Here is a 22,126-nt window from a genome sequence, read left to right on the forward strand (position 1 = left end):
CCGTATAATCCGTTCGATCAGCGTTCCTATTCAAAAACTTACTTGGCGTAAGCTACTGCCCGCATTTCCCGAATAACCGTCACTTTAATCTGGCCGGGATACTGCATTTCTTTCTCTATTTTTTGCGAGATTTCGTACGATAAGATACCCGCACGTTCATCGGAAACATGATCGGCATCAACCATGATCCGCAGTTCGCGACCGGCCTGAATGGCGTAGCACTTGGTTACTCCAGGGAAATTCCCCGCCAGTTCTTCGAGTTCCTTGAGCCGTTTGATGTACGATTCCATCATTTCCCGACGGGCACCCGGCCGTGAGCCCGATACGGCATCACAAACTTGAACAATTGGCGAAATCATGCTCGTCATCTCGATCTCGTCGTGGTGAGCACCGATGGCATTGATAACTTCGGGGTTCTCTTTGTACTTCTTGGCAAGTTCCATGCCCAGGATGGCGTGGGGCAGTTCGGCTTCTTCGGGCCACACTTTACCAATGTCGTGTAGCAGTCCGGCCCGCTTGGCCAGCTTGGCATTCAGTCCCAGTTCGGCCGCCATAGTAGCGCATAGTTTGGCTACTTCGCGGGAGTGCTGGAGCAGATTCTGCCCATAACTTGACCGGAAACGCATCCGACCAACCATCTTGATCAGTTCCGGGTGAAGGCCATGAATGCCGAGGTCGATAACGGTACGCTCACCGATCTCAACAATTTCGTCTTCAATATTTTTGCGGGTTTTTGCAACAATCTCTTCAATCCGGGCGGGGTGAATACGGCCATCCTGTACGAGTCGGTGCAGGGAGAGCCGGGCAATTTCACGTCGAACCGGATCGAAACCCGAAATGATGATGGCTTCGGGCGTATCGTCAACGATAATCTCAACGCCGGTAGCGGCTTCCAGGGCACGGATGTTACGTCCTTCCCGGCCGATAACTTTACCCTTCACATCATCCGACTCTATGTTGAAGACTGATACGCAGTTCTCGATAGCATGCTCGGTAGCCGTCCGCTGAATGGTTTCGATAACCACCTTTTTCGCTTCTTTGGTAGCGGTCAGTTTGGCTTCTTCAATAATATTTTTGATGTAAGAAGAGGCCCGACTTTCGGCCTCGGCTTTCAGGTTTTCTACGAGTTGCTCACGCGCTTGTTCGGCGGAGAGACCCGCAATTTTTTCAAGCTGTGCCACCTGGTCGGCCAGCATCCGGTCGGCTTCCTGTTGCCGACGGTCAACGTCTTCCCGGCGTTTGTTAAGGGCTTCGATCTGCTGAGCGAGCGTATTTTTTTGCTGACCAAGTTCATTACGCTGCTGGTTCAGTTCACCTTCCCGGGTGCGCTGCTGGTCGGCCTGCTGAGCGAGTTGCTGTTCGCGCTGCTTGAGTTTTGTTTCGTTCTGGAGAAGTAGATTTCGTTTCTGATTCGTTGTTTCTTCGAATTCGGTTTTCAGCTTCAGGTATTTTTCTTTCGCTTCCAGTATCCGATCTTTTTTTATCGTTTCGGCCTGTAATTCAGCATTTTTCAAAATAGCCGCTGCCTTTTCTTCTGCATCTTTTTCATGCTTTGCGCGAACGCCCGCCATCGTTTGGCGGCCAATTAATATGCCAATGCCACCCCCTGCAAGGGCGGCAAGAATCGTTAACCAAATTGGAATGTCCATTGGACTATATCGTTAGGATTGAACAAATAAACCATCAACCTGCTGCGATACGAGTGCCCTGAACGCTTACTCTGGGTATTGTGGGATGGAATCCCGCCGTTGTTTATGTCGTCACGACCGGCGTGATAACCTGGTCTAATTGAGTTATTTTGTCAAACACCATTTGTTGTAATCGCTGCATTTGTCTTTCTCCTCTGAGCTTGGTAACCAAGCAGTCGAAGGCTATCATTGCCAGGGCTTCCTGCGTATCACTCAGCCCTTTTTCCCGATATTGCTTCAGTTCTTCCTGAATCAGCTTGGCGGCTTCGCGTACAATAGCTTCCGAATCCGGTTCTACGGCTAATTTGTAGAATCGGTCGGCAATTTTTACGCGAATTGGCAGTTCTTCCATCGCTGCAGTCGGCTCAGATAGGTCGTTACCCCGGAGCCAATTTGGGTTTATGACAAACTACTCAAATGAGCAATGCACCGTTCCAGTTCCCGGATATACTCGTCGAGTTGTCGTTTTAATTCAGCATTCGTATCTGTCTCAGACAGATTGTCTTTTACAATTATACCAACATCTTTCGACTTTGGTGTATTTTTTTCCGAATTAACAGGTTTTTTCCGCAGTTGCCTGACCAGATCCTGTTGTTCTCGTAAGCTTTCCTGGAGGGTTGCGTTCTCCAGTTCCAACTGTTCAATCTGCTTCTGCGCATCACCATAACCCTCCCTAAGCTTTTTGAGTTTGTGCTCAAAGCGCTCAACCAGTGCAATAATTTGATGTTCGCTAACCACAGTTTTTAATGAGTGATTGAGTGAATGTCTGAATGACTAAATAGTTGGACTGCTCTATTCACTCATTCAGGCATTCACTCATTATTTTCTAATTACCGCCCCCAACTCCTGCTCAAAGGCAGTCATGAGCCGTTGCATAGTCTTATCGATTGTTACATCCGTAAGGGTCTGGGCTGTATCCTGTAGCATGAAGCTGACGGAATATGCCTTTTTATCGGCTCCCAGATTTTCTCCTTCATACACATCAAACACATTCAGCGACCGTAATAATTTTCGTTCGGTCTGACGGGCCAGCTTGCTGATCTGCTCGAACGAAACAGCTTTGTCAAGCACCAGCGATAAGTCACGTCGAACCTCCGGGAACCTGGACACCTCCTCGTAGCGTACTTTGGGGCTCGCTAGTTTGAGTAAGGCCTGCCAGTCGAAGTCGGCGTAAAATACGGGCTGCTTCAGGTCAACTAACTTCGTCAGTTTCGGGTTTACCAGCCCTAAACTTACCAGTGGTTTTTTATTGACAACATACGTCAGGCCATACTGGAAAAGGGTAGGGTCGGCTGGCTGGGTGTCGTAAGCTTTGACCCGGAACAGATTCAGCACCCGCTGAACAGCCGTTGCCAGATCATGAAATGCTACCGGCTGACTTTTCTGAAGCCAGCTTTCGGGCTGTTGGTTGCCAATAATAGCCAGGCTCATCCGCATCCGCTCCACGTACTTGGTGGTCGAATCCTCAAGTTTTACTTTATGATAAACCTTGCCGAATTCGAATGTTTTCAGGTCTTTTTGTCTCCGGTTCAGATTGTACAGCAACGTTTCGAGTGCCGAGAACAGCAGTGTTTGCCGCATAACGGACAACTCCTCACTGAGTGGGTTAAGCAACGTGACGTCCTCACCCGGTAACGACGACCGAATGGCATCATTGTACGCTGGGCGGGTTAGTGACAGGGTCAGGATTTCGTAGAAACCATTGGCAGCCATTAACTGTCCAACCCGACTTTGCCACTGGTCAGGGTCTGTTTTCGGGAATTCAGACAGGGAGTCAGCGGCAAGATTTACCGAAAGGGGGACGTTGTCCAGGCCGTAGATTCGGAGGATTTCCTCAATGACATCGGCCTCCCGCGTTACGTCGACGCGGTAGGGGGGGACAATGGCGAGGAAGCCCTCGGCTGTCTTTTCTTCAGCCTGAATATCCAGCGCTTCGAGAATCCGATGAATTTCGGGATGGTCGATTTTGATTCCAATGAGCCGGTCTATGTTTCGGTAGCGAACCGGTACCTGGAATGGCTCGATGGGGGCGGGATAAAGATCCGTAACCTCCGAGCTGACCACTCCACCGGCCACTTGCTGAATGAGCAGGGCAGCTCGTTTCAGGGCGAAGACCGTAATGTTCGGGTCGATGCCACGCTCGAACCGGAACGACGCATCCGTTTTTAACCCATGATGCTGAGCCGTTTTACGGACAGACGTTGGCGAGAAATAAGCGGATTCCAAAAAGATGCTGGTCGTTTGAGCCGATACTCCCGAGTACTGACCACCAAAAACACCGGCAATACACATCGGCTTTTCAGCATCGCAGATCATCAGGTCGGTAGCGGTTAATTTCCGTTCCACGCCATCCAGAGTTACAAAGGGCGTACCCTCCGGTAACGTTTTGACGATAACCTGTCGGCCGGCAATTTTATCGGCATCAAAGGCATGAAGTGGCTGACCGAGGTCGTGACAAACGTAGTTAGTTACGTCGACGATGTTATTGATGGGGTTCAGCCCAATACTCAGCAACCGTTGTTTCAGCCAGTCGGGCGATTCGCCAACCGTTAGGCCACTTAACGTAACTCCGGTATAACGCGGGCAGGCTGTCGTATCCTCCACACGAACATCGAGCGTCAGGTCTGTATTGGCCACGGCAAAGGCATCTACGACGGGCAGACGAAGGGGTCGTTTTAGCACGGCTTTCAAATCGCGGGCTGTTCCGTAGTGCGAAGCGGCATCGATGCGGTTGGGTGTGAGGCCAATTGCAATCTGATAATCGGATTCGAGGTTGAAATAACGGGCTGCGGGCGTCCCGTTTGGAAGCTGGGAGACCGGACCGTTCGGATCCAGCACAATGATGCCCGCGTGCGATGTTCCCAACCCAATTTCGTCTTCAGCGCAAATCATTCCTTCGGACGCTGCGCCCCGAATTTTGGCTTTCTTAATCTGAAAGGGTTCGCCGGAACTCGGGTGAAGCGTAGCTCCTACAAGTGCCACGACCACTTTCTGACCAGCCGCTACGTTGGGCGCACCACAAACGATGGGTAATGGCTGTTCGGCACCTACGTCAACCGTAGTGAGGCTCAGCTTATCGGCATCGGGATGTTTCGCACAGGTTAGCACCTCCCCAATAACTACGCCAGCCAGTCCACCGGGTACGGCATCTATTTTTTCTATTCCTTCAACTTCAAGTCCCGTAGCGGTTAATAATTTACCAACTTCTTCGGGTGACTCAGGTAATTCAATAAACTCTTGTAACCATTTATAGGAAACTTCCATACAGCGGCAAAGCAGATAATTAATGCAAAGTTAGCCATTTGGTTGATTGGCTACTTGCTCATTCAGGTAATTGATGCCAAAAAACTAATGGGCCGTACGCCGGTTAGTCATGGGGTATGTATTTTTCGCCCGCTCTTATGGCTATCTTAAGCGTGTTTTCGGTTGGTGGTAACGGGCAGGCATACCCTGGGTTATAAGCACAGTACGGGTTGTAAGCGGTATTAAAATCCAATATGGTGCGGGTATCGGTAAGGGTAGCAGGGTCAAGTTCCAGGTAGCGCCCTCCTCCGTACGTTTCTTTACCTGACGTAGCGTCCCGAAAGAGAATGGAGTAGGTATTTTCCATCTTTACAATTAGAAGCCGATGTGCTTCGCCATTCAGGCTGAAAACCGCGTGAGCGAACTTTTCGTATACTTCTTCACTTCCATCGCTCATACCAACGACCAGTTTCTGAGTTTTATCGGCGAACGGTTCGAGCCGAGCTGTAACCCGGTAAGACGGGTCGGCAGCAAAGTAGGTGAGTCCCTTAAAGGATGACTTATTCGTGAATGGCGACTCCGTACTGGTCTGCATAAACTTGTCTTTTTCAGTACGTTTGGTGTCCATCTGCTGCCGATACGCGGCCGGGTCAATCACGGCATCTACCCCACTAGACGAGGTTATATTGCCACCGTCGAAGAAGGTATAGTAGAGAACGATCAGGCTGAGCAGAAATAATCCGGTTATGAAAAATTTGTTTTTTATCATGAGTTAATGGACGATAAGGGGTTTAAAACGGGCATAGAGTTTATAATAGTTTAATTTTACCGAGATTTGTAGGTATTTGTACTTAAATGGTTAATTGTTGCTTATGCTTTAATAAGTTTTTAATAATTTTAAACCCGCCAATATAAATCAGGTACTTCATTAGTCAAACCAGTTTCGCGGATGGCCAAACTTTACGAACTGACAACTTACGAATCCGACACCGGAAACTTAACCGTTTTTGAAAAGATTATCCCAGGTGTTATCCAGCGTGTCTTCTATATCTATGAAACTGGAAATGGTAGCCGTGCGGGTCATCGACATCACCAGACCTGGAATGCGCTCATTTGTTTACGAGGCAGTTGCCGGGTTTATAATAATGATGGGAGGCAGGAAGAGGTAATTCGATTGGAAACTCCCCGCCAGTGTCTGGTTCTGGAACCTAAAGACTGGCATAGCATGGATGAGTTCTCCGAAGATGCTATTCTGCTGGTGGTGTCGAATAAATTGTACGATAAAGACGATTACATTTATGAACCTTATCCGAACAGCCAAATGGCTCCTGGTTTATTGATGGCCGATTCGGAATGATCCCATTTTTAGATTTAAGACAGATTAATGCGCCTTATTCACAAGCCATTAAGTCGGCCATAAAGCGGGTTTCAGAATCAGGCTGGTATGTGCTGGGGAAGGAGGTTGAAACGTTTGAAAACGAGTTTGCAGCCTATTGCCAGACAACGCATTGTGTAGGCGTTGCCAATGGTCTGGAAGCGTTAACACTGATACTGAATGCCTGGGCGTTTCCGGCCAAAAGCGAGGTTATCGTTGCGTCTAACGCTTATATTGCTTCGGTACTTAGTATTACCCATGCGGGATTAACACCCGTTTTTGTTGAACCTGATCCACACACGTACTTACTCGACCCCCTCCGTATAGAAGCGGCTATTACAGATAATACCAGGGCTATCCTGGTTGTACATCTGTATGGACGTTGCTGCGATATGGAGGCTATTAATAAACTGGCACGAAGATATAACCTCAATGTTCTTGAAGATGCCGCTCAAGCGCATGGGGCTACTTATGCAGGAAGTCAGTTAAATATGCCCCATCGGAAGGCGGGTAATCTGGGCGATGCGGCAGGCTGGAGTTTTTATCCAACCAAAAACCTGGGTGCGCTGGGCGATGCCGGAGCTATTACAACAAATGACGGTGCGCTCGCCGAGCGTTTACGTGCCCTGCGGAATTATGGATCGGGCCACAAGTACATAAACGACTACCTGGGATTCAATAGTCGTTTGGATGAAATTCAGGCGGCCGTGCTATCGGCTAAATTGCCTGCGTTGCCCGAAACAAATGACCGCCGAAAAGTACTGGCAAAACGGTACCTTACCGGTATCCGGAACCCGGATGTTGTATTACCACCGGCCGACCAGCTTGAACTCGATGCCTGGCACTTGTTCGTTATTCAGCATCCCCGGCGCGACGAGCTCCGAACGTATCTGTTGGAACAGGGTATTGGAACGGATATTCACTACCCCATTCCACCCCATCATCAGCAGGCGTATGCGGCATTCGCTCATCTTTCCCTGCCAATTGCCGAGCAGTTGCACCGGAACAGTCTGAGCTTACCCCTAAATCCGGCGCTGACGGATCATGAGGCAGACTTTATAATTGAGACAATTAACTTAATGAGTAAGAGAACAAAGGTCTGAACCACCGTAAAAACCGTATGCTTTGCTCTTTTGCCCTTTCACTTCTTCGTTTTCATGTTCTTATCCGTCGTCATCCCCGTTTATAACAGCGAGCGTACCATTGCCCCGCTCACAGAACGGCTGCAGCGGTGGTTGTCTGAACTGGCGTTTGAAATTATTCTGGTTAACGATGGAAGCGCCGATCGTTCGGAACTGGTGTGTCAGCAATTGGAGAATCGGTACGATAATGTGACGGCGCTTTCCCTTCGTCGTAATTTTGGTGAGTTCAATGCGGTACTATGTGGTTTGAATCATACGGTGGGGCAGTACGTGGCCATTATTGACGACGATTTTCAGAATCCTCCTGAGGCTATCCTGGCGCTTGTTGAGGCTGCTGAGAGCGGGCAATACGACGTGGTCTATAGCCGGTACGCACGAAAACAACATCACTGGTTTCGAAACGTGGGTAGCCGGATCGTCAACACGCTCACCACTTACTCCATTGGTAAGCCCAGGGATTTGTACCTGTCGAGTTTTAAGGTTATCCGTCGCGAAGTAGTGGATGAAATTTGCCGCTACAAAGGGCCTTACCCATACATCGATGGACTGATCTTTCGAATAACATCTACAGTCGGGAGCGTTGAGGTAGCGCACAATGCCAGGGTAGAAGGGCGTTCGAATTACACGGCTCGTAAACTCATCTCCCTGTTTATGAACGTGTTTATCGGGTACTCACTTTGGCCAATCCGTATGTTTACGGTTTTGGGTGCCGCTCTGATGAGTCTGGGTTTATTGGGCGGTCTGGTTCTGATCATGGGCTGGCTAACGAACAAGGTTGAACTCGCTGGCTGGATAATCGTTACCTGGGCAATTCTGACCGGTTTAGGTATTCAATTGCTTTTTCTGGGCGTATTGGGTGAGTACCTTGGCAAATTATTTATGGCCCACAGCGGCTTGCCGCCCTATGTTATCAAGCATGGAAGCCCGCGAAAGGAGCAGGTCGTGCAGCAATAGCCGGGCCAGCGTTATTGCCAGATTCCCCACGATAAACCTCTACACACGTTCTCTTCAAACATGATTGGTCGTTCGGAAGAATACGAAAAAATGTTCAGGCTGGAAGGCCAATTGTGGTGGTACCGCCATTTACATGAACGGGTGGCAGATGCACTTCTGCGTCAGTTTGGCAAAAAACGTGATATGTCTATTCTGGACGCTGGTTGCGGTACCGGTGGACTGCTGCTATTTCTGCGGCAGATGGGCTACACCCGTTTACGAGGTATTGATGGGTCTACCGATGCCGTTGCGTGCTGTCATGATCGGGAGCTTCCTGTCTCCTTCGTTAATCTGAACGACTTAGCTGATTTCGAGCCCACGGTCACCTACGATGTCATCGTTTGTAACGATGTGTTCTGCTATTTTTTGGATGCTGACTTACTGCCACTGATAGCGGCATTAGCCAATCGGTTAAAACCGGGGGGCATCCTGATCAGCAATAATAACGCTTTCAGGGCTTTTCGGGGAGAGCATGACTTAGCGGTTGGTATTGTCCGGCGATTTGTGTTGAGTGATTTCGAGCGGTTACTCCCTCCATGCGGATTGAAACGACAATCATCTACCTATTGGAGCTTTGTGCTTTCACTGCCGATAGTCCTGGTCAGGCAATGGCAGCAGCTTCAATTAAAGCTGGGTTGGCATACACCCGCAGAGGCTATGTCGGATGTTTATTTACCGAGTCCATGGCTAAATAAAATGCTGCTCGGCATTGTTCGGGCTGAGCAAAAACTACTGACACGAACCCCCTTTGGCAGTTCGCTGTTTATGGTGTGTGGTAAATGAGCAAGTGGCCTTACTCACTTACCGACTTACTCACTTACATTTATTTATGTTTACTGGAATTGTTGAAACAACCGGTCTTGTAGAGGCTATTGAAGCAGAAGGTACCAATCTGACATTTCGAATTGGGTCGTCATTAACCCCCGAACTGAAAATTGACCAGAGTGTTAGTCATAATGGCGTTTGTCTGACGGTTACCAGCCTGGATGATCGAAGCTACACCGTAACGGCGGTGGACGAAACGCTGAAAAAAACCAATCTTGGCAGGCTTACCGTTGGCGACCGGGTCAATATTGAGCGGTGCATGCCTGCCAATGGTCGATTTGATGGGCACATCGTGCAGGGGCATGTCGACCAGCCTGGGATATGTACCAACATACAGGATGTTGATGGCAGCTGGCTCTTTGATTTCGAATATGAGCTGGGCGATGACCCCGCCAACCGGAACGTAACCGTCGAAAAAGGATCAATATGTATCAATGGAGTCAGTTTGACCGTTTTCAATTCAGAAGACAATCGGTTTAGAGTGACAATCATTCCATACACGTATAATCACACGACGTTTCGGGATTTAAAGGTTGGTGATATGGTCAATCTTGAGTTCGATATTGTTGGTAAATACCTCAAAAAAATGTTTGCAGGCTATCGGTAGGGGGTGACGGATTCTGCTACTTTTGTGAATTAAGTAAACCACATGAACTTAGTGAGCCGATAACGCTCCACCAATCACCACACCCGAATGGCTAAAATCAGCACCCGCTCCTTTTCTGACCTGCTGATCCATGTTGGCATTATTCTGGCCCTGATAGCTGCTTTGTTCCTGGTATTCTTCTTTGTTTACCTGCCGTATACAACGAATCATGGGCAAACAATCACTGTACCGGATGTAACGCGCCTGAGTCTGGATGAGATGGAAAACCTGCTGGACGACCGGGATCTTCGTTACGAAGTTAGTGACTGTACCTTCGTTGCGGGAGCACAGCCATTAATGGTTATTCAGCAGTACCCACGGGCCAATGCAAAAGTTAAGGAGGGGCGTAAGATATACCTGACCATTACCAAACGGGTAGCCCCGATGGTGCAGATGCCTAATCTGGTCAACTTAACGCTCCGTAGTGCTGAGCTTAACCTCAAGTCGCTGGATTTACTAAGTGGCCCGCCAATTTATGTGCCCGATGTGGCTAAAAATGCGGTACTTCGCCAACTGTACAATGGGAAGGAAATTGCGCCAGGAACGCCCATTCCGAAAGGCGCTCAGATAGATCTTGAAGTTGGTGATGGGTTAGGAAGTACGATGTTCGAGATTCCGAACGTTGTAGGATTGCCGGTCGACGAAGCCGAAGCCGCTATTCGCGGATCGAATTTGAAAGTTGGCACGAAAATTTCCGTTGATGACCCCGAGAAGGAGGTTGGTACTGTAGTCAAACAGCGGCCCGAAGCCCGGTCTGGCGAGCGTATCCGCGTTGGCGAGTCAATGGATTTGTGGATCGTAGGGCCAATTGAACCGGACCAATAAACACTACTTCCGGCCTTTATTACCAGATGAGAATTGATTTCCTTTATCAGCCGCCTATACCGTTTGCCGGACGCTGTCTGCGCGGTTTTTTGTTTGTGCTGTTGATTCTGTCCTATTCGACGGGCTGGGGGCAGGGGTCGCTCAATATTCCATTTTTTGAGGATTTTTCGACAGCAACCGGTCGCCCCGGTATCGACCGGCCTGATCCTGCCCGCTGGCAACCAGGCAGTGGTGTGTACATAAATAACACCATGGCCATCAATCAGCCAACTATAAACGTTGCCTCATTCGATGGATTGGCAGCCAATGGCCGGCCATATGTGCAGAACAATGCGCTGGCGCAAGGATATACCGATACCCTGACATCACGTCCGATCAATCTGGCTGGGTTGACGGCTGCCGATTCCGTCTACCTGAGTTTCTACTGGCAGGCTAAAGGCGAGGGCGAATTACCCGATCCCGGCGATTCGCTGAGCCGTCAGGCGGGCGATTCGTTAACCGTGCAGTTTCTGGATAATACAAATAACTGGCGGACGGTTTGGGCTAAAGTGGGCGGTGTTCTCAACAATAACTTTATTCAGGTGTTTGTCCCTGTTCGAAACCTGATTTACTTCCATGCCGGATTTGCCTTTCGCTTTCGAACCTTTGGGCGGGAGTCCGGTCCCTTCGATACTTGGCATATTGATTACATCTACCTGAATAAAGGCAGGTCCGTTAACGACCGGTTTGTAAAAGATGTAGCCGTAAGACAGAATTTGTCGCCCTTACTGAAGCGATATACGGCCATGCCACTGTCTCAATACGTTGTTAATCCGGCGGCCGAGATGGCAGACACTGTTACAACAGATATTAACAACCTGTTCAATAACTTTAACTTTACGACTTTCCGTTTTACCGTTCGCGACGAGGTGTCGGGGCGACTGGTGCAGGACGATCCGCAAACGAACTCAACCCTGATACCTTCCCTCAGTTCACAGCGTAAAGTAGTAAAGCCAACTCCCGTTACGGGGTTTGGTCAGGCTGCCAGAGCCATGTTACGGTACAAAGTCGACTTGTTAACCAGCGACGACCAAAACCCATCCATCCCCGGTGTTAACCTTCGGATTAACGACACCATTTCGGCAGTAGCCGCCCTTGACGATTATTATGCGTATGACGATGGGTCGTGGGAGTACGCTCAACAAATAAGGCAGCGTGAACAGATAGCGGTGCGGTTTATCCTGAACAAGCCCGATGCCCTTGGGGGTATTCGGGCTTGCATTGTGCCCTTCATGAACAATCAGACGGGGCAATCTTTTGTCATCAATGTGTATAATAACCGGGGAGGGCGACCAGGCACGACCATTTATCAGCAATCATTTTCGACTCAATACCCAGCGTCACGAAATGGGTTTGTTGACTATAAGTTCACGAAGAGTGTTTCGGTAAAAGACACGTTTTACGTTGGTTACCAGCAGATTAGTAGCAGTGACACGGCGTTGTTGCGCCTGGGATTTGATAAAAACAGCCCATTTGGCTCTCAGATATTCTACAACAGCGGCACAAACTGGGATCAGAACGGAAGTTCAGCTTCACTAAATGTGCGGGGAGCCTTTATGCTCCGGCCTGTAATGGGTGCCAAACCCGACACTATTGTAACGGCTATTCCTGAACCAGCGCCTTTGTTGCCACTACAGACATACCCGAACCCGACAGCCGGGCTTATTCGGTGGGATGAGCCCAAACTGAACCGACTTGAAGTGATGAGCGGCAGTGGACGTTTACTAAGTAGTTTCGAACCAAGTCGTGGTCAGCAAACGTTAGATTTGAGTTATCTGCCAGATGGTCTCTATTTAATTCGACTATTTTCTGAAAAACGAACAGCCGTGCACAAATTAATTATTCAACATTAAAGGAGTTATAAGTAGCAAGTGATTAAGTGAAACGTGGCTGGTGCACTAAGATTACCTGTCTTAACTACTCACTAATTGATTACTTATTAGTGACAACTTACAAAACTAAAACCATGGATATTACCGTACAGGATTTGAAGGAGCGACTCGATAAAGGTGAAAAATTGAATTTGTTCGACGTTCGTGAGCCAGAAGAATACGAAGCAGACAACATTGGTGCTACCCTTATCCCCCTCGGCGACTTATCGTATCGTTTGGACGAACTCGATGGCTTACAGGACGAAGAGGTTATTGTTCATTGCCGGTCGGGTAAACGCAGTGGCATGGCCCAGCAAATTCTGGAGGAAAATGGCTTTAATAATGTTCGTAATGTAATTGGCGGCATGCTTGCCTACCGGGCTCAGTAAGAAGAGAGATGTATGATGTATGATGTATGATATAGGATGTAAGATGTATGGAAAAGCAGTACGCTACATCTTATATCATACATCATACATCCTTCCAGTATCATTCATCTCTCTAACAATTTTTTCGTCTTCGTCTGGGGCAAACCATCGATAGTTTGCCTGATTCCGGAACCAGGTGAGTTGCCGTTTAGCGTACCGGCGGGAGTTTCGTTTTAGTAAACGAACCATTTCTTCATAGTCATACTCACCATCCAGGTAGGGGAAAACCTCCTGGTAGCCAACTGTTTGTAAGGCCGATAGATGCCGATAGGGTATAAGAGACCTTACTTCGTCAATAAGCCCTGCCTCAAGCATCGCATCCATTCGGGTGTCAATCCGCAAATAAAGTTCTTCACGTGGGCGTTCGAGAGCAATGAGCACAGATCTGAATGGACGCTCGGTCGTTTGCCGACGCCGAAACGACGAATAAGGCTGACCGGTTGACAAACACACCTCCAGCGCCCTGGTTACCCGGATAGGATTTTGTAAGTCGGCAGATTGGGAATACACTGGGTCTAACTCCCGCAACTCAGCCTGTAGATTGGGGAGGCCTTCCTGCTGGAAACGAGCCAGTAACTGCGCCCGCAAAACAGGATCAACCGGCGGCATGTCGTCAAGGCCAGCGCAAACGGCGTTTATATATAAGCCGGTCCCTCCTGATAGAATAATAATATCCTTTTTGGCAAACAGAGCGTTTAGTACACTCAGGCATTCCTGTTCATAACGTCCCGCATTGACAGGATCCAGAATAGAATGTGAATTAACAAAGTGATGGCGTACCCCTTCCATTTCAGCCAAGGTCGGTTTGGCCGTACCGATGGAAAGCTCCCGATAGAGTTGACGGGAGTCTGCCGACACAACATCGGTATGTAGTCGTTTAGCCAGACGGACGCATAAGCTGGTTTTACCAACGGCTGTCGGGCCAGCAATAACAAGCAGCGTTTTCAATAATATAGTCGACGTTGAAAGAAACAAAATAAGGCTATTCTTCCCGTAGTTGTATGAGTAATTCGCAAAAGCCCATCCCCATTACCTAAATAGTTTACTCAAATATTCTCTCCTTACGCCCCCAACTGGTTGTAACATGCATTAAGGCTGTTACCTAGTAGGCGCCTGATGCTGAATTTTATTTCGTAGTTGTTTATTCGCTCTCCTTTAAAAATTAGAATAAATAATTTGGTTGAAAATTTTTTAGTATTGATTAATAGCGAGTTATCAGCTGCAGAAGTGTTTATATAACCTTCAATAAAAAAGCTCTGCTATAGATTTAATACAAATATCTATATTTGCTCATATTACTGTAACTCTCTTTTAATCAGTACGTTACAAACCAAAAGGTTAGTGCTATTTTCCTCATGAACGATCAAGTAAGTAAACAACAACCTATTGACCCCAAGCATTTAGCTCTTCAAAAAACACTAGATATAATATGTGGAAAATGGCGACTGTATATTATATATCAGCTAGGCACTGAAGCCCGACGATACGGAGAGCTTCGGCGCATGATTCCAGCCATAAGTGAAAAGGTTTTAATTCAGGAACTTAAGGCGCTGGTTAGTCTGGGTGTCGTTGAAAAAAAGTCGTATAATGAAGTGCCGCCCCGAGTGGATTACAGTTTAACTGAGAAAGGGTTGCAGGTATTACCTACCTTACTGAAGTTAACCGCAATTGGCGAATTATTTCTGGAGCCCTAGATTGATCAACTTTTTTTGGCCCGCTGCCGTTCCAGATTAAAAATAGCAGACGGGGCAATGAGTAACAAGGTAGGATATTTCTTGCTAAGCCTGGTATGGCTTGTCCAACCGGCTCAAAAAAGCGGTTTTCATATCCTTTTACCTGCATCTGTTTACCGGACTTCCTGCTTGAGCGGAAACCCATCCGTTCCTGCTAAACTCAGCTATACTAAATCGTTGCGATTTAATATATACTCATTTACCATTGCCGCTTCGGATAGTGGGCGTACACGTAATTTGCAGGTCAAAGCCTACCGGGGCGCGTTGCTCTTAACCAACTTCACTATGTTGGTAGATGGCCCCGTTATGGGTGCTGAAGTTGCTGATCTGGATAGTAACCGGTTTCCGGAATTGTACGTCTACACGACCACCGACGGAAGTGGTTCGTTTGGGAGGGTATACGCCTGGCAGTTTTTGCCCGAACGCAAAGCCGACATCCTCCTGCCTGCCTGGCAAACGCCAGAGGTGGATGGCTACATGGGGCACGATAGTTTGTGGATAGAACAAAGCCGACTTTTCCGTAAATTTCCGGTATACCGGGCAGGTGATGCCAATGTGGCACCATCTGGAGGCTATCGATTAACGCGCTATCAACTCAAACCTTCAAAAAATGGATTTGCTCTCATTGCAGAGCCATAATTCATGCTTATTTGGTTATTGGTGAGTAGTTATTATGTTATGACTAACAAATAACTACTCACCAATAACTAAATAACTATTGGTAGGCAATCAGAATACTCTGAAACCGAGTGATACTGTTGCTATACCCAGAAAACCCGTGATATTCGAATCTTTGTACACACCACCCACAGGAGCGGCATAGCGAACATCAATATCCAGGAACGGAAGGGGGGTATAACCAACGCCCAATTCCAGCGCGTAAGTGAAATCTTTTACTTCCAGATTCAGGGCTTCGTATTTGTTAAGCAGGTTCGTGCTCGCGCTTGTTGCCGGAATGTCCGTTTGGGGGAAACTCACCGACGAGTTGGCATTGATAACACCCGCCGTCGTTCGGTCGAGCTGAGCCTTTTGTACAAAGAGAAAGTTTGGTCCGGCATAGCCGCGCAACTTTCCGCCCATCCAGCGCTTCCCGAATAAAACAGGTACGTTTACTGATTCCAGAATCGATTCTGACGTTGCATTAAGGGTAGCGTTCAACAAGCCCGGCCGAACGCTTATAGGCAGCGCATTCGCCAGCAGCGCATTGGCGTTTACATCGAGCGTAACGTTTGTTTTCTGCTTCAGTACAAACCGATTATAGGTAATCTCTGCCTGAATGAAAAAGCTGTTGAAGTTCTTTCTTGCCCATATCCCGCCTGAATAGCCATAACCAATCCCGTTATTCTTGTTTTCCAGGTTAGGTACCTGAACGCTGCCAATCGTTTGAGCAGGTACTTTAGTGAAGCCATGTGTAAACGTACCTCCTCCCTTAATACCAAACTCAAATGGTTTGATTTGGGCAAAAGAGGTCGATACACTTGCCAGTAGCAGAGCGGCTATTGAAAGCTGTTTTAGTCGCATGAATACGTAATTATTGTTGCAGTAATACACGGCGATAGTTGGCAGGGTTGACCGCCGGAATTGTCGAGCCATATTTTGCATTGATTCCTTTAATAATCTCATTAGCCATTAGAGCATATCCAGCGGGTGTAAGGTGAATACCGTCCAGGCTGAATACCCCTCCCTGAATGAAAGCGGACGTATAGGTAATGCCATTCTGAGTAACGCCGTTGCCTGACCCTACCTGGTTCAGGATTGTGTTAGGATCAACGTAGGCAGTTCCTTTAGCATCTGCCTGCGCCTTCATAATGCCGTTATACGTGGCAATAGCTGCGTTTAGGGCGGTCACCTCACTTGCATCCAGAACCATCCGGTTCGGCAGTGGATTGGTGATGCTAAGGCCATAAGGCCCCACTTTGGTTCCTACGGATTGACTGCCAATGTTTGCGTAGTCGAGGGCGTTTGGCAGCATGAGCAAATCACCCGTTTGTGTGGCACGAATACCATTGGCAGTCTGGATAATTAGAGCAGTAATGGGCGTTGTTGGCCTCAATAACAGATTTAATTGCGCCAGCACCAGCGGCAGGGGCAAGGTTGTAAAATAGGGCGCCGTAGTAATTGTTGGAACGCCTATGACTACGCCCTTGCGACCACCTTCGGTTAGTTTGTTCATGGCTGCGGTAAAGTTCGTTGTGAACAAAGCCGTTGGGGTTAAAGGCGTTTCCCCGCCAGAAGTCGCATAGTTTAGGGCATCGTTGTTACCTAACCAGCACGAGAAAAACGTGGCCCCATTCAGGTTATCGCTCATGTACTGAAAGTAGGTGGTGAGCGGGTTCGCGACCAACCGTTCGAAATACTGGTTTCCCTGGGCAGAGCCATAATTGGGAATCAGTATGTCCGATACACGAATACCCGGTACCCCTAAATTCTGATTCGCATCGGTGAATTTGGTTAATAAGGGAAAGCCAGCGGAGGTAAGGCCACCCCGTGCCGCGCCGGGAGCCACCTGGCCGATGGAGGAGATCAGACTGGACGGGTCGGTTAACGAAGGCACTTTTATTAATTTCAGGTAGCCCGACCCAGCAGCCTGGGCTTCTGTAAATAGTGGCTGCACAAAACTACCGCCACCAACCAGCGCAAACTGGCCCGCCAGAATGTTTGGATAAGAATTAAGCTGACTTTCCCGGTATAGTCCACCATCGGCATATCCGGCTGTGAGGGAGTTGCCTACCGCCACATATTTCGTGAAGTCGGCACTTCCTTTTGTCGGCGTAATGGTACTGCCTCCCGTTGGATCAATGTCGTTGTTCGTGCAGGCACTTAAACCAACCAGTACGGTTAGAATCAGCCCCCACCGAAACCTGTTTTTAACTAGCATTCGTATACGTGTGTTGATTATAGAAACGAGTGAAAACTTGCAGAAAAAGAACGCAAAAGTAAGGCCTTTATGCGTACGCTGAGGGTCTTAATTACTGTATGTCTTTTGTGCTAAGTATATGCTTTTAAACAAACATTAGACCTTTGCTGTTGTTTGTCAGGTATGAGTTGGCGTAATTGCTGGCTATAAACAGATGTTTAATTAAAACCTTACTAAACCAATGGGTCTATTATCATTTTTTAAGGGCGTAGGTGAGAAAATATTTCATAAGGATCAGGTAGCACCAGCCCCGACGCAAGCTGAAACTGTTGAGCCAGTACGTGCTCAGGCGCTACTTGACCATGTGAAGCAGTTAGGCCTGGCCTATAATAGCCTGACCGTTAAAACCAAGGGAGATACGGTTACTATAACCGGCTCTGTGAAATCGCAGGAGGACGCTGAAAAAATCGCACTGGCGGTTGGTAACGTCGAAGGGGTTTCAGCCGTTGATAATCAACTTTCTGTCGACCAGCCTACGCCTGAGGGTAAGTTTTATACCGTAAAATCAGGGGACTCGCTGTCAAAGATCGCGAAAGAGGTCTATGGCGATCCGATGAAATACGGCGTCATCTTTGAAGCAAACAAGCCCATGCTGAAAGACCCCGATCTAATCTATCCAGATCAGGTGCTCCGTATCCCCCAGTTATAAACGTAAGTTAGCAAGTTAAAAAAGTCGGTAAGTGGCTAACGCGAGCGTATTGCTTTCGCGTCAGCCACTTACCGACTTTTTTAACTTACCGGTTTGGTTACTCACTTACCAACTTAAAATAGAACATTCAGCCAGATGACCGGTTTTATGTATCTCAACTCAACGAAATGTTATGGCCGTTCATCTATTATCTTATCTTAAAGAACAGTTTACACCCGGTGTAATTGATAAATTAAGTGCTACCCTGAATGAATCGCCAGCTACTACGCTGAAAGCTGTTAATGGCGTTCTACCAACGTTACTCGGAGCATTGACTCGCCGGGTACAGGCCACAGGGGGTGCAACCTCAATCGTTAATTTTCTGGATAAAGGAGAGTATGGTAAGACACCGCTGGATGTAAGTCAGGTTATGGGTACGCCACAAGCTATAACTGAGACCACCAACGCTGATACTGAGTTCCTGGACCATATTTTTGGCGACAAACTTGTTCGTTCTACCGAGCTAATTGGCTTGCATAGTGGTACAAAACCCCAGTCGGTCATGACTATTCTTGGGTTGGCGGGTTCGGTACTGATGGGGGTACTGGGACGTCAGGAACAGGAAAAGGGATTGACCGCCGAGAGTTTGAAAACGCTACTACTCGGGCAGGCAACCGAGTTCAGGAAAGCCGTTCCATCGGGTCTGGACGGCGTATCGAGCTTGCTGGAATTTGATGAGCTGGTAACCCCAACCGGTCAGCAAACCGAAGTTCAGGGAACGGATAATTTTAGCGGAACCGCCGTTAATCCTAACATTCCTAAAAGCCCTGAAGGCGACCGGCGGCACGAAAATGTGCGTTGGCTTCGCTGGGCCATGATTGCCATTGCCGTGCTGGTACTGGCATTACTTATTCAGAAGTGCAGTGAGAATCAAAATAGTACGGATGGTATTAGTACAGATTCCACCGCTCGCGCTGAACCCAATGCTGTTGAGGACACATCGGCAGCTACGAAAAGAAGCGTTCAGGAGGCTCATGGCCAGGTAAGTGATTCGACGGCCCCCGGAGCACTCGGAATCCGAGATTCGTCTGCTATCAAAAAATAACCCAGGGAACACAAACACGGCCTGGAGACTGTTGATTTTAGTACCTATAATTTACTCTAACGTTTGAAAACCATGATTCATACTCGCATACGACCGCTTCGGTCCTGGTTATTGGCTGCCTGTCTCATCGGGTCCAGCCTGACTGTCTGGAATTGTTCCGGCAAGAAGAATGAGAATGCTACGGAGAACAGTGCCGAATCTACAATGAGCGATACCACCGCCACCAGCGACAGTTCGGTGTTTGGTCGGCAGGGGGATACGACTAACAATGCCTTGAATGCTCCCCAGCAGGCTCCGCCCGATAGTGGTGATCGAGGTGCCGTTGTACCGGCGGAGGTAAAAGTTACACCCAAGAAATAAGGAGTAAGAAGCTGTTTGAGTTAATCGATTTAGGAGCAAATCGATTAACTCAAACAGCTTCTAAGGTTATATTTCGACCGGATTGACTGGATGTTTCGCATGTTTTTCATCCTCTTCATCCGGTAATCCTGTCGGAAAATTAGCTCTTACTAGTCTTGAACGTTGCTCTGGCCGTTAAGTGAGTCTGGATTCATTAACTTGCAGACTCATTTATCGACACCTTTTTATGTTTGTTGACGCCATTGAACGCGTTAATCCGTTTACCCAGCCAATGCATTCCATTGTTCGGCTATACGGCCACAATGAAATTGTACCCGGCACGGCCACGCTTTTCTTCATAAATGAGGAAGGATGTGCTATTACCTGCAAGCATGTGGCCGAACTTATCCGTCAGAGCGATCCTATTTACCATAAGTACCGGGAGTTTCAGGGGGCACGTCGGGAAGCACTACGAGAAAAGAATGCCGCTCATTTAATTAGCCAGCTGGAGACTAAATTCAAACTCACAGCCGACACCATTATTCGGGTAAGAAACAATTTCATTAGTTGCGTTGATCAGTTCCAAAAACTGAGTATAGATCACCATCCCACGCAGGATCTGGCCTTACTGCGTTTTGAGGGGTATAATCGGCTTTTATACCGATCCCATGCTGTTTTTCTGGGCGATACCAGTCGCGTTAAACCGGGCCGGAGTTTATGCCGGCTAGGTTATCCGTTTCCAGAGTTTAACAATTTCCGGTATAACCCAGCCATTGATGATATTGAGTGGACAACAACGGGTCGACTGACCTCGCCTAGTTTCCCAATTGACGGCATCGTAACTCGGCTAACGGGTGATAATGGCGTAATTACGGGTATTGAACTTAGTACACCCGGCCTCCGGGGGCAGAGTGGCGGACCCTTGTTCGATACAAACGGACTTATTTATGGTATGCAGTCTGCAACACGCCATTTGCACCTTGGCTTCGACATTGAAGATCAGGAAGTACTGGTCAATGGTCGCAAAAGCCGTGTGTCGAACTACCCGTTCCTGAACGTTGGCCAATGCGTTCATGTAGACGTAATCAAAGCCTTTTTGCGGGAAAAAAAGGTGAAGTTTTACGAAGCTTAGCGGGACAGTACTGGCTTGCCAATAAAGCAGATAACATTAACTGATAAAACCGGAACCTCAGAGACTTCGGCTCGTTGGCCTTATATTTGGGCGGTCAATGCTTTTTTTATGACTCAACCCGATCTATCAAATCAAAAAGTAACGCTTATCAATGACGCTCGTACCTTGCTTAAACGGCTGATAGCGACGCCGTCGTTCAGCCGGGAGGAAACGAATACAGCGGCTGAAATCGAAGCGTTTTTTCGAGATAAGCAAATACCCTATCAGCGACTTAAAAATAACATCTGGGCCCAGAATCTGCATTTCGACGCTGCGAAGCCAACGATCCTGCTGAATTCACACCACGACACGGTGAAGCCGAACAAGTCCTGGACGCTCGACCCGTTTGAGCCACTGGAACGTGATGACAAGCTTTTTGGTCTGGGTAGTAATGATGCCGGCGGATGTCTGGTGTCTCTGCTGGCAGCCTTCGTCTACTTTTATGACTGCCCGGCCATGAAGTTTAATATTGTGATGGCCGCCACCGCCGAAGAAGAGATTTCGGGCCGCGACGGGCTGGAGCTGTTACTGCCCGAATTACCTCCCATCAGTTTTGCCATCGTTGGCGAGCCAACCGAAATGCAACTGGCCATTGCCGAAAAAGGCTTGCTGGTACTTGATTGTACTGCAAAAGGGACTAGCGGCCATGCTGCCCGCAATGAGGGGGATAATGCAATTTACAAGGCTATTCAGGATATAAACTGGCTCACGACATACCAATTTCCCAGGGTTTCGCCAACCCTGGGACCAATAAAGCTATCTGTAACGATTATTAATGCAGGCACACAGCATAATGTTGTTCCCGATACCTGCACATTCACTGTAGATGTACGGGTTACTGAACAGTACACTCTCGAAGAAGTGATTGCAACGATCCGGGCAAATGTACAGGCCGATGTAAAGCCCCGGTCAATTCGGCTTAAGCCGTCGTCTATACCTGATAATCACCCGATTGTTCTGGCTGGTTTAGCCCTGGGTCGACATACGTATGGCTCGCCAACCACGTCGGATCAGGCCGTGTTAGACTGCCCATCCCTTAAATGCGGGCCCGGGCACTCGGGGCGTTCGCACTCGGCCGATGAATTTATCTATTTGCGAGAGCTGGACGAAGGCGTAAACGGGTATATCGGTATGCTGGAACAGGTAGTTTAATCCACA

General features: G+C 48.2%; 23 protein-coding genes. 15 read left to right on the forward strand and 8 right to left on the reverse strand.

Annotation, left to right across the window (positions count from 1 at the left end):
• Nucleotides 1–38 precede the first annotated feature (38 nt).
• From rny to CRO74_RS00280, 5 genes are all read right to left on the reverse strand, one after another.
• Nucleotides 39–1,649 (reverse strand): ribonuclease Y, encoded by a 1,611-nt coding sequence (rny, locus tag CRO74_RS00260; protein WP_097124011.1) that lies wholly within the window; start codon nt 1,647–1,649, stop codon nt 39–41.
• 103 nt (nt 1,650–1,752) lie between these two features.
• Entirely contained in the window at nt 1,753–2,040 is a 288-nt protein-coding gene (locus CRO74_RS00265) for a cell division protein ZapA (protein ID WP_097124012.1), read from the reverse strand.
• Nucleotides 2,041–2,087: 47 nt separating this feature from the next.
• Nucleotides 2,088–2,426, reverse strand: coding sequence for a hypothetical protein (locus CRO74_RS00270; protein WP_097124013.1), 339 nt, complete (start codon nt 2,424–2,426; stop codon nt 2,088–2,090).
• Between the two features lie 81 nt (nt 2,427–2,507).
• Nucleotides 2,508–4,952 carry a phenylalanine--tRNA ligase subunit beta gene (pheT, locus tag CRO74_RS00275; protein ID WP_097124014.1) on the reverse strand — a complete coding sequence of 815 codons (2,445 nt, stop codon included), beginning with the start codon at nt 4,950–4,952 and terminating at the stop codon, nt 2,508–2,510.
• 103 nt (nt 4,953–5,055) lie between these two features.
• The gene (locus CRO74_RS00280; RefSeq protein ID WP_097124015.1) at nt 5,056–5,700 is read right to left on the reverse strand and encodes a DUF1684 domain-containing protein; all 645 of its coding nucleotides are present in this window, start codon (nt 5,698–5,700) and stop codon (nt 5,056–5,058) included.
• Nucleotides 5,701–5,880: 180 nt separating this feature from the next.
• Between CRO74_RS00280 and CRO74_RS00285 the strand changes: the two genes are divergently transcribed.
• The 8 genes from CRO74_RS00285 to CRO74_RS00320 all read left to right on the forward strand — a co-directional run bounded on the left by CRO74_RS00285 (nt 5,881) and on the right by CRO74_RS00320 (nt 13,036).
• Nucleotides 5,881–6,288, forward strand: coding sequence for a sugar 3,4-ketoisomerase (locus tag CRO74_RS00285; protein WP_097124016.1), 408 nt, complete (start codon nt 5,881–5,883; stop codon nt 6,286–6,288).
• On the forward strand, nt 6,285–7,409 hold the full coding sequence (locus CRO74_RS00290; RefSeq protein ID WP_097124017.1) for a DegT/DnrJ/EryC1/StrS family aminotransferase: 1,125 nt from the start codon (nt 6,285–6,287) through the stop codon (nt 7,407–7,409). The genes CRO74_RS00285 and CRO74_RS00290 overlap by 4 nt, the downstream gene beginning before the upstream one ends.
• 54 nt (nt 7,410–7,463) lie before the next feature.
• A complete protein-coding gene (locus CRO74_RS00295; protein ID WP_097125954.1) occupies nt 7,464–8,402 on the forward strand; it encodes a glycosyltransferase family 2 protein in 939 nt (312 codons plus the stop codon).
• A gap of 60 nt (nt 8,403–8,462) precedes the next feature.
• Complete coding sequence (locus tag CRO74_RS00300; RefSeq protein ID WP_097124018.1) at nt 8,463–9,224, forward strand: class I SAM-dependent DNA methyltransferase; 762 nt, start codon at nt 8,463–8,465, stop codon at nt 9,222–9,224.
• 46 nt (nt 9,225–9,270) lie between these two features.
• Nucleotides 9,271–9,873 (forward strand): riboflavin synthase, encoded by a 603-nt coding sequence (locus CRO74_RS00305; protein WP_097124019.1) that lies wholly within the window; start codon nt 9,271–9,273, stop codon nt 9,871–9,873.
• Between the two features lie 87 nt (nt 9,874–9,960).
• A complete protein-coding gene (locus CRO74_RS00310; protein WP_097124020.1) occupies nt 9,961–10,737 on the forward strand; it encodes a PASTA domain-containing protein in 777 nt (258 codons plus the stop codon).
• 26 nt (nt 10,738–10,763) lie between these two features.
• Complete coding sequence (locus tag CRO74_RS00315) at nt 10,764–12,629, forward strand: T9SS type A sorting domain-containing protein (protein ID WP_097124021.1); 1,866 nt, start codon at nt 10,764–10,766, stop codon at nt 12,627–12,629.
• A gap of 113 nt (nt 12,630–12,742) precedes the next feature.
• Nucleotides 12,743–13,036 carry a rhodanese-like domain-containing protein gene (locus CRO74_RS00320; RefSeq protein WP_097124022.1) on the forward strand — a complete coding sequence of 98 codons (294 nt, stop codon included), beginning with the start codon at nt 12,743–12,745 and terminating at the stop codon, nt 13,034–13,036.
• A 75-nt stretch (nt 13,037–13,111) separates the two neighbouring features.
• Here the strand turns inward: CRO74_RS00320 and miaA are convergent, their stop codons facing one another.
• The gene (miaA, locus tag CRO74_RS00325; protein WP_097124023.1) at nt 13,112–14,023 is read right to left on the reverse strand and encodes a tRNA (adenosine(37)-N6)-dimethylallyltransferase MiaA; all 912 of its coding nucleotides are present in this window, start codon (nt 14,021–14,023) and stop codon (nt 13,112–13,114) included.
• Between the two features lie 407 nt (nt 14,024–14,430).
• On the opposite strand from miaA, the gene CRO74_RS00330 reads away from it, so the two are divergent.
• Together CRO74_RS00330 and CRO74_RS00335 are read left to right on the forward strand one after the other, a co-directional pair.
• The gene (locus CRO74_RS00330) at nt 14,431–14,769 is read left to right on the forward strand and encodes a winged helix-turn-helix transcriptional regulator (protein WP_097124024.1); all 339 of its coding nucleotides are present in this window, start codon (nt 14,431–14,433) and stop codon (nt 14,767–14,769) included.
• Nucleotides 14,770–14,985: 216 nt separating this feature from the next.
• Nucleotides 14,986–15,447 (forward strand): PliI family lysozyme inhibitor of I-type lysozyme, encoded by a 462-nt coding sequence (locus CRO74_RS00335; protein ID WP_245877718.1) that lies wholly within the window; start codon nt 14,986–14,988, stop codon nt 15,445–15,447.
• Between the two features lie 90 nt (nt 15,448–15,537).
• On the opposite strand, the gene CRO74_RS00340 is transcribed toward CRO74_RS00335, so the two are convergent.
• Together CRO74_RS00340 and CRO74_RS00345 are read right to left on the reverse strand one after the other, a co-directional pair.
• Nucleotides 15,538–16,329, reverse strand: a complete 792-nt coding sequence (locus CRO74_RS00340; RefSeq protein ID WP_097125955.1) for an outer membrane beta-barrel protein — start codon at nt 16,327–16,329, stop codon at nt 15,538–15,540.
• A gap of 10 nt (nt 16,330–16,339) precedes the next feature.
• Nucleotides 16,340–17,686 (reverse strand): SGNH/GDSL hydrolase family protein, encoded by a 1,347-nt coding sequence (locus tag CRO74_RS00345; protein WP_097124026.1) that lies wholly within the window; start codon nt 17,684–17,686, stop codon nt 16,340–16,342.
• 220 nt (nt 17,687–17,906) lie between these two features.
• Between CRO74_RS00345 and lysM the strand changes: the two genes are divergently transcribed.
• From lysM to CRO74_RS00370, 5 genes are all read left to right on the forward strand, one after another.
• Nucleotides 17,907–18,374, forward strand: a complete 468-nt coding sequence (lysM, locus tag CRO74_RS00350) for a peptidoglycan-binding protein LysM (protein WP_097124027.1) — start codon at nt 17,907–17,909, stop codon at nt 18,372–18,374.
• Nucleotides 18,375–18,546: 172 nt separating this feature from the next.
• A complete protein-coding gene (locus tag CRO74_RS00355) occupies nt 18,547–19,458 on the forward strand; it encodes a DUF937 domain-containing protein (protein ID WP_097124028.1) in 912 nt (303 codons plus the stop codon).
• A gap of 72 nt (nt 19,459–19,530) precedes the next feature.
• Complete coding sequence (locus CRO74_RS00360; RefSeq protein ID WP_097124029.1) at nt 19,531–19,818, forward strand: hypothetical protein; 288 nt, start codon at nt 19,531–19,533, stop codon at nt 19,816–19,818.
• A gap of 226 nt (nt 19,819–20,044) precedes the next feature.
• Entirely contained in the window at nt 20,045–20,929 is an 885-nt protein-coding gene (locus CRO74_RS00365; protein ID WP_097124030.1) for a S1 family peptidase, read from the forward strand.
• Between the two features lie 108 nt (nt 20,930–21,037).
• The gene (locus tag CRO74_RS00370; RefSeq protein ID WP_097124031.1) at nt 21,038–22,120 is read left to right on the forward strand and encodes a M20 family metallo-hydrolase; all 1,083 of its coding nucleotides are present in this window, start codon (nt 21,038–21,040) and stop codon (nt 22,118–22,120) included.
• Nucleotides 22,121–22,126 lie beyond the last annotated feature (6 nt).

The sequence above is a fragment of the Spirosoma fluviale genome (genome assembly GCF_900230225.1).
Classification (GTDB): domain Bacteria; phylum Bacteroidota; class Bacteroidia; order Cytophagales; family Spirosomataceae; genus Spirosoma; species Spirosoma fluviale.